This is a genomic window from Kamptonema animale CS-326 (genome assembly GCF_028330895.1).
GTDB classification, from domain to species: Bacteria; Cyanobacteriota; Cyanobacteriia; order Cyanobacteriales; family Microcoleaceae; genus Kamptonema; species Kamptonema formosum.
Map to the genome: position 1 here is coordinate 1 of NZ_JAQMUA010000262.1, position 7,560 is coordinate 7,560.

General features: G+C 44.4%; 8 protein-coding genes. 7 read left to right on the forward strand and 1 reads right to left on the reverse strand.

What is annotated here, in order from left to right; genetic code table 11:
• Window positions 1–99 precede the first annotated feature (99 nt).
• The 7 genes from PN499_RS15280 (at window position 100) to cydB (ending at window position 5,979) form a co-directional block, all read left to right on the forward strand.
• Complete coding sequence (locus PN499_RS15280) at window positions 100–987, forward strand: ion channel (protein ID WP_272032848.1); 888 nt, start codon at window positions 100–102, stop codon at window positions 985–987.
• A 78-nt stretch (window positions 988–1,065) separates the two neighbouring features.
• Window positions 1,066–1,308 (forward strand): hypothetical protein, encoded by a 243-nt coding sequence (locus PN499_RS15285; RefSeq protein ID WP_272032850.1) that lies wholly within the window; start codon window positions 1,066–1,068, stop codon window positions 1,306–1,308.
• Window positions 1,301–1,480 carry a hypothetical protein gene (locus PN499_RS15290; protein WP_272032851.1) on the forward strand — a complete coding sequence of 60 codons (180 nt, stop codon included), beginning with the start codon at window positions 1,301–1,303 and terminating at the stop codon, window positions 1,478–1,480. The genes PN499_RS15285 and PN499_RS15290 overlap by 8 nt, the downstream gene beginning before the upstream one ends.
• Before the next feature lie 220 nt (window positions 1,481–1,700).
• Window positions 1,701–2,909: an urease accessory protein UreH domain-containing protein gene (locus PN499_RS15295; protein ID WP_272032852.1), complete on the forward strand. Its 1,209-nt coding sequence runs from the start codon at window positions 1,701–1,703 to the stop codon at window positions 2,907–2,909.
• Window positions 2,884–3,357 (forward strand): hypothetical protein, encoded by a 474-nt coding sequence (locus PN499_RS15300; protein WP_272032853.1) that lies wholly within the window; start codon window positions 2,884–2,886, stop codon window positions 3,355–3,357. Before PN499_RS15295 ends, PN499_RS15300 begins: the two co-directional genes overlap by 26 nt.
• Before the next feature lie 133 nt (window positions 3,358–3,490).
• Window positions 3,491–4,939: a cytochrome ubiquinol oxidase subunit I gene (locus PN499_RS15305; protein WP_272032854.1), complete on the forward strand. Its 1,449-nt coding sequence runs from the start codon at window positions 3,491–3,493 to the stop codon at window positions 4,937–4,939.
• A gap of 8 nt (window positions 4,940–4,947) precedes the next feature.
• Window positions 4,948–5,979 (forward strand): cytochrome d ubiquinol oxidase subunit II, encoded by a 1,032-nt coding sequence (gene cydB, locus PN499_RS15310; protein ID WP_272032855.1) that lies wholly within the window; start codon window positions 4,948–4,950, stop codon window positions 5,977–5,979.
• Window positions 5,980–6,101: 122 nt separating this feature from the next.
• On the opposite strand, the gene eno is transcribed toward cydB, so the two are convergent.
• The gene (eno, locus tag PN499_RS15315) at window positions 6,102–7,388 is read right to left on the reverse strand and encodes a phosphopyruvate hydratase (protein ID WP_272032856.1); all 1,287 of its coding nucleotides are present in this window, start codon (window positions 7,386–7,388) and stop codon (window positions 6,102–6,104) included.
• Between the last annotated feature and the right edge of the window lie 172 nt (window positions 7,389–7,560).

Consider the following 7,560-nt stretch of genomic DNA (forward strand, 5'->3'; position numbering starts at 1 on the left):
CAACCATCTTGTGCTATGAGTTACAGCCTTTTTGAGGCGAGCGCCCACCCTACATTTAATTATGTCTAACAACTAACAACTAACAACTAACAAATCTCAATGAAAAAACATCGCCACCACCAGCAAACGCGCTTAGTAGGTAAAAATGGAGAATTCAATTTGAATATTGTGCGACTGGGTTCATCTCCATTGCGCTTTAGCGACCTCTATCACTGGTTGCTAACCCTTTCTTGGCGAGGATTTTTTAGTCTAATTGCTTTAGTCTATGTACTCAGCAACGCTCTATTTGCCTTAGCCTATTTAGCGGGAGGGGACTGCATTACTAATGCTCAACCGGGTTCTTTCAAAGATGCTTTTTTCTTTAGCTTTCAGACAATGGCTACTATTGGTTATGGTGCGATGTATCCACACACTAGCTATGCTAATATTGTTGTTGCTATCGAAGCACTTTTTGGTTTAGTAGGAGTGGCTATGGTAGCAGGTTTGGCTTTTACTAAGTTTTCCCGACCTACGGCTAAAGTTTTATTCAGCCGTATTGCTGTTATTGCTCCTCAAAATGGCGTACTAACTTTAATGTACCGCACGGCAAATCAACGCTATAACCAAATTTTAGAAGCTCAGCAGCGACTCACTCTAGTTCGCGATGAAGTTAATGCTGAGGGACAATTTATGCGGCGTTTCTACGACTTAAACTTGGTTCGCAGTCGAACGCCTATTTTTGCATTAACTTGGACTATTATGCACGAAATTGATGAGCATAGTCCTCTCTATGGATTGACCGCAGATGATTTTTTTAGCCAGGAAATTGAGATTGTGGCGACGATGACTGGACTTGATGAGACTGTTTCTCAAACTATTCACGCTCGTCATTCTTATGTAGCTGGAGAAATTCTCTGGAATGTGCGGTTTGTAGATATCTTATCGAAATCCTCGGATGGTAAAAGATTTGTAGATTATAGTCGTTTCCATGATGTCATATCTTTGTAATTATTCAAAATAATGGGCATTATATTATTTCTATTGTGCTAGAATAGCAAATAGAGAAATATTAACTGTTGGGATTAAATGCAACCAACTGAAGCCCAACTCAGGCAACTTTATGAATTGATTCGGCTTAATTGGCAACAAAGTGGGCTTTTGTACGACTTTGCACCCGATCCTGACAGCATTTATACTGGATGCTACTTAGCGATCTTTGGGATTCCGGTTAATAACTCCAATTATAACCCAACAAAAGTCTATTACATTTATCCCGATGGCTATTTCCTTGACGAAGACGATCTTTTGGGAGAAAAAGACAATGGATAAAGTGAATTTAGACAGTCTGAGTCGTGAAGAACTAGCACGTTTTATTATCGCTAATCGAGAGAACGCAGAAGGTAGAGAAGCACGTCGAATTTATATTCGTCGCCTAGCAGAAAAAGCCAAAAGCTGTGGATTTGAGTTCTATAAACCTCAAGTACAACCGCCTAAAAATTGATTTTCAGAGCGCCTTTTACAGCACTTTGGCTAGTAAATGAAGTACAAAAACGATTTCTGTAGAGGCTGTACCTCCTTGTCCGCACTGATTTCTTCCTAAGTCCTAGAAGTTTTACGTCTTGTCTTTTGACAAAAGTCAACTCATCATTTAGATATTAGTAATGCTGCACAAAATCAGTTAGCATCGATTTAATTTATATGGCATTTTGAGGAACAGCAAGATGCTAGACCTAATGTTAATTAGCACCTTGGGATTTCTGGGCAGTTTTGGTCACTGCGCGGGGATGTGCGGCCCCTTGGCGATCGCATTCTCTCTCTCCCAAACCACCGCTAAGCAAAAAAGCGCTGCGCTGCGGTTTCATCTGCTGCTAAATTTAGGCCGGATTGTAGCTTATGCGATCGCAGGTAGTGCTATTGGGGGACTGGGTTCGGTGTTAATTGCTAGCGGACAAATGGCCGGTACGGGTAGCGGATTGCGCCGCGCGATCGCGATTCTCACGGGTTTAATGCTGATTTGGTTCGGATTGCTGCAAATTAAACCCAACTTGCTACCGCGTCTGCCGATGCTGCATCCGCTGTCGCATCAACGCATACAAGAGGCAATGATGAGGGTTTCCGCGCACCAAAGCTGGTGGATGCCAGCAGCTTTGGGATTGCTGTGGGGTTTGATTCCCTGCGGTTTTCTGTATGTGGCGCAAATTAAGGCGGCTGAAACTGGTAGCGCGGTTTTGGGTGCGGCGACAATGCTAGCCTTTGGACTCGGAACTCTGCCAACTATGCTAGGGGTGGGGATTTTTGCTGGTAGACTGAGTGCTTCGAGGCGCAGTCAACTGTTTCAGATGGGAGGTTGGGTAACGATCGCGATCGGCATTTTAACCCTGTTGCGAACCGATGAAATGGTGGATTTCACCGCTCACGGATCGCTGTTATGCCTAATGCTAGCACTGATCGCACGTCCTGTCAGCAAGTTGTGGGCGCAACCCCTGCGCTACCGCCGCGCCTTGGGTGTGGCAGCGTTTGTGCTGGCAATTGCTCATAGTTTACACGCGATCGATCACGCGCTGAGATGGAATTTTGACGCTGTATCTTTTATGTTGCCATTGCACCAGTTAGGTATGGCTGCGGGGGTGACGGCGTTGCTGTTGATGACTCCTGCGGCGATTACAAGTTGCGATCGCGCCCAAAATTACCTCGGCAAGCGGTGGCGGCAAATTCACCTGTTGAGTGTGCCTGCTTTGTTACTGTGTGCGGTTCATGCGATCGCGATCGGTTCCCACTATCTCGGCGGCTTTGAATGGACAGCGCAAAATAAGCTATTGACGGGATTTTTAGGCGCGATCGTCCTCTGCGTTTTATTAGTGCGATCGCGCCTATTTTGGACAGTTTTATCCTTAGAGAGGTTCTATGTTTCGCCTATTAAACCAAAGTAAAAGTTTAGGATTGCTAGTTTTTTTGGGATTATTAGTAAATGTAGCAATATCAACTGTATTTCAGTTTAAGCCTATTTCTGCTTTGGCCCATGAAGTCGAAGTTTCTGGCGATGTCGCAGCTACATTTCACCTCGAACCAAATCATAATCCCCGCGCCGGAGAACAGTCTCGTGTATGGTTTGCCCTCACTCGTAAAGGCGGTCAAATTATTCCCTTAGAACAGTGTAATTGCCAGTTAGCGGTCTACAATCATCCCCATAAAGAAGGCGATAAACCATTGATGCAGCCACGCTTAGAAGCCATATCTGCCGAACAATACAAAGGCATTCCCGGAGCAGCGATCGTATTTCCCAAAGCCGGAATTTACGAACTAGAACTCAGTGGCAAAGCCAAAAGCGGAGCTAATTTTAAACCCTTTGAATTGAGTTACAAAGTTACAGTACGATAATTAGAATAAGACTTTTGCAAAACTATTCGTAACGCCGCCATCCTGGCGGTATCTTTACCGCCCAGAGGGCGGCGTTACGTATATAATCATAACAGTCAATCTTTAAAGGTTTACTAACTAACTGAGGTCAGACATGGATTTTTTCTCTAATACCCTCGCGCTATCGCGAATGCAATTTGCGCTGACTGCCATTTTCCATATCCTCTGGCCAGTATTGACTACAGGCATGGGAATTTATTTAGTAATAGTTGAGGGAATGTGGCTAAAAACTCGCAATCCTGACTACTACCATCATGCTCGCTTTTGGGCAAAACTTTACGTCCTCAACTTCGGTATTGGCGTAGCTTCCGGCATCCCAATGGAATTTCAATTTGGCACAAATTGGGCTCCATTTTCTGAAGCAGCGGGCGACTTTTTCGGTAGTATTTTAGGCTTTGAAGCTGCAATGGCATTCATGCTAGAAGCAGGTTTTTTAGGCATCATGTTATTTGGTTGGGAGCGCGTTAATCCTGTCATTCACTATTTCGCTACAATCATGGTAGCCTTCGGTGCTAACCTCTCAACTTTCTGGATATTAGTAGCCAATTCCTGGCTACAAAGTCCGACTGGTGGAGACTTTGTTAATGGCAAATTTATCGTTTCCGATTACTTTCAAGCCATCCTCAACCCATTTATGCTAAATAGCGTTCTCCATATGTTCTTTGCAACATTGGAAACCTCGCTATTTGTGATTGGTGGCATTAGTGCCTGGTACATCTTAAATAAGCGACACTCAGCCTTCTTTTCTTACTCATTAAAGATTGTAATAGCTGCTGCGATTGCCGTTGCACCTTTACAAATTTATATCGGCCATTTAAGCGCCGAACAAGTCTATCACTATCAGCCTACCAAACTAGCAGCAATGGAGGCTCAATGGGAAACGATTCCCGCAGGAAAATCTGCCGATTGGCTAGCCTTAGCTTTACCCAACGAAAAAGCAGAAAAAAATGACTGGGAACTAGCAATACCCAAGGCATTAGGATTAGTGCTTGAATTTAAACCAAAACTATCCGAACCCGTCCTCGGCCTAAAAGAATGGCAGCCAGAAAATAGACCGCGAATGGTAGGTTTAATCTACTATTCTTTCCGCATCATGGTCGGTATTGGCTTTTACTTTGCAGCATTAATGGCATTCAGTGTAATTCAGTGGATTCGAGGCAAACTTTCTGCTGAAAATATTGCTCAACAAACTTGGCTGATGCGGGCTTGGATTTTAGCCGCCCCCCTGGGATATATTGCTGTAGAATCGGGTTGGATAGTGCGCTGTGTAGGCAGACAACCCTGGACTGTTTACGGACAAATCCGCACCGCTGATGCTGTTTCTGCTATTCCCGCTAGCAATGTTTTAGGTTCACTCATTACCTTCGCTGTTGTCTACAGCTTTCTCTTGATTTGTACCTTGTATTTTGGTAGCAGAATTATCCGTCAAGGCCCAAATCTCAGCTTACCAGTACCAGGTTTAGAAGTAGAAAATGAACCCGCAATTGAGACAGAACCCGCCGAACACATCCCTGATAGTCGGCCAGTAGAAGCACAGCAATAGGAGGTTTCATGACAGCTTTAGAGCATTTTCTTCCCCAAGTTTGGTTTATAATTTTAGCTCTTTTTCTATTGCTCTATGTCATGCTAGATGGTTTTGACTTAGGCGTAGGAATTTTATCCCTGACTGCTGATGACGAAGAACGCCGGGGCATTTTAATGACCAGTCTGGGCAATGTTTGGGATGCTAATGAAACCTGGCTGGTGTTAATGGGAGGCGCTCTTTTTGGTGCATTTCCCCTAGCTTACGGCACGATTTTAAACGCCCTATACATCCCCATTATGATGATGTTGTTCGGGTTAATTTTTCGGGCAGTTGCCTTTGAATTTCGCGAACATTCTAACCGGAAATTATTCTGGAATTATGCTTTTGGGGCCGGGAGTTTTTTAGCATCTTTCGCCCAAGGTTTAGCCCTTGGAGGGGTACTAGAAGGCATTGCAGTTGACCCAGCGGGACACTTTATCGGCACAACTTGGGACTGGCTAACTTGGCGGTCAATTGTCGTAGCTTTGACATTAATTCAAGGCTACGTTTTGATTGGTTCCACCTATTTGATTATGAAAACCGGCGGAGAACTACAAACTACTCACTATCGCACGGCGAAAATTGCAGCAATTACAACGCTAATTGGAGCTATCTTGATTACAATTGTCACTCCCGTTTTTTCAGAAAGTGCGAGGACAAAGTTATTCGATGCCCCGTTAGTTTATATCTTTGCTATCATTCCTCTGCTGGGAGTTCTGTTAATTTGGCTATTGCTAAGAAGCATTGAGCGTAAGGAAGAAAGGACACCTTTTATCTGGACTATCCTGATTTTCTTGCTCACTTTCGTGGGATTAGGATTGATTATTTTTCCCTACATTATCCCAACTCAAATCACGATTTACCAAGCAGCAGCTTCGCCAAGCGCTTTGGTTTTTATGATTATCTTCATTGGCTTTCTGATTCCAATTATGTTGTTTTACAACATTTACAATTATGTTGTTTTTCGGGGTAAGGTTGTTGGTGGTCACTTCGAGGGTAATAACCCGTCTCAAACGTAGAAGCAGGAAAGATTTAGACCTCTTACGGTAAAAAAAAGATAGGCAGCCAAATTGTTAAACGCTTGCCTATCCAATTGACAGTTAACGGTTACAGTTAACCGTTAACCGTTAACCGTTAACAATTAGACAACCTTCGGCCCAAAACCAATAGTACCAGCATAAACAGCACTATCACCCAACTCACCCTCTATCCGCAACAAGCGATTATATTTAGCCACCCGTTCGCTGCGACAAAGAGAACCAGTCTTAATTTGACCCGCACGAGTTGCTACTGCTAAATCAGCAATAGTTGTATCCTCAGTTTCACCGGAACGATGGCTAATAATCGACCGATAACTATTGCGAGTTGCTAAATCGATAGTTTCCAGAGTCTCAGTTAAAGAACCGATTTGATTAAGCTTAATCAAAATCGAATTGCTAGCTTTCAAATCGATACCCTTTTGCAAGCGAGTGCGATTGGTAACAAACAAATCATCACCCACCAATTGAGTTTTTGCCCCCAACTTTTGCGTCAGCAATACCCAACTATCCCAATCATCTTCGTGTAAAGCATCTTCAATGGAAACAATCGGATATTGCCCAACCAAGCTCTCCAAATAATCAATCAACTCCGCTGGTGAATGAGCGCTACCGTCATAGGTGTATTTCCCATCTTTGTAAAACTCGCTAGCAGCTACATCCAGAGCTAAAGCAACTTCTTCCCCTGGTTTATAGCCAGCTTTTTCAATTGCCGCGATTAACAAATCCAAAGCTGCTTGATTAGATTCCAGATTAGGAGCAAAACCCCCCTCATCGCCTACACCAGTCAGCAAACCCCGATCTTTTAAGACTTTGCTCAAAGATTCAAATACCTCTGCACCCCAGCGCAAAGCTTCCTTAAAAGATGGCGCACCCACAGGGACAATCATAAATTCCTGAATGTCCACATTGTTATTCGCGTGAGAGCCGCCATTGATGACATTCATCAGGGGAACAGGCAGCAAATTTGCTAGCGGGCCGCCTAAATAGCGGTAGAGAGGGAGTGCCAAAGTATCTGCGGCTGCTTTTGCTGTTGCCAGAGAGACTGCGAGGATGGCATTAGCGCCCAGTTTTGATTTATTGGGCGACCCATCTAAGTCAATCATGGTACGGTCTACCAAAGATTGGTCAAGAGCGTCTACATTCTCCAAAGCGGGCGCTATTTTTTCTTCGACATTCTGAACCGCCTTGAGAACACCTTTGCCGCTGTAGCGCTTTTTATCGCCGTCCCGCAGTTCGTGAGCTTCAAAGCTACCTGTAGATGCCCCGCTGGGAACTTGGGCAAGTCCGACTGCACCGTTGATTAAAGACACTTCGGCTTCGATAGTGGGGCGGCCCCGCGAGTCGAGAATTTCTCTTGCCCGAATTGATTCGATCGCTGTGTCTAGCATATTTAATTGCTTCCCTAGGTTATTTGAGGCCTGATGGCTCTTGGCTGTAATGTTGACCGCTAATAGGTTATGCGATCCCCGGACTGGTTGGCGCGATGTTAAAAATCTTTGCGCATTTGGTCGCTTTGTTCAAGCCGGGGGCTAGGGAAAGAAGGGGCTAGGGGCTAGGGAA

Coding starts and splice junctions, on each gene's coding strand:
- PN499_RS15300 (WP_272032853.1), top strand. CDS start 2,884: ATGTTTCGCCTATTAAACCAAAGTAAAAGTTTAGGATTGCTAGTTTTT.
- PN499_RS15305 (WP_272032854.1), top strand. CDS start 3,491: ATGGATTTTTTCTCTAATACCCTCGCGCTATCGCGAATGCAATTTGCG.
- PN499_RS15290 (WP_272032851.1), top strand. CDS start 1,301: ATGGATAAAGTGAATTTAGACAGTCTGAGTCGTGAAGAACTAGCACGT.
- PN499_RS15280 (WP_272032848.1), top strand. CDS start 100: ATGAAAAAACATCGCCACCACCAGCAAACGCGCTTAGTAGGTAAAAAT.
- cydB (WP_272032855.1), top strand. CDS start 4,948: ATGACAGCTTTAGAGCATTTTCTTCCCCAAGTTTGGTTTATAATTTTA.
- PN499_RS15285 (WP_272032850.1), top strand. CDS start 1,066: ATGCAACCAACTGAAGCCCAACTCAGGCAACTTTATGAATTGATTCGG.
- eno (WP_272032856.1), bottom strand. CDS start 7,388: ATGCTAGACACAGCGATCGAATCAATTCGGGCAAGAGAAATTCTCGAC.
- PN499_RS15295 (WP_272032852.1), top strand. CDS start 1,701: ATGCTAGACCTAATGTTAATTAGCACCTTGGGATTTCTGGGCAGTTTT.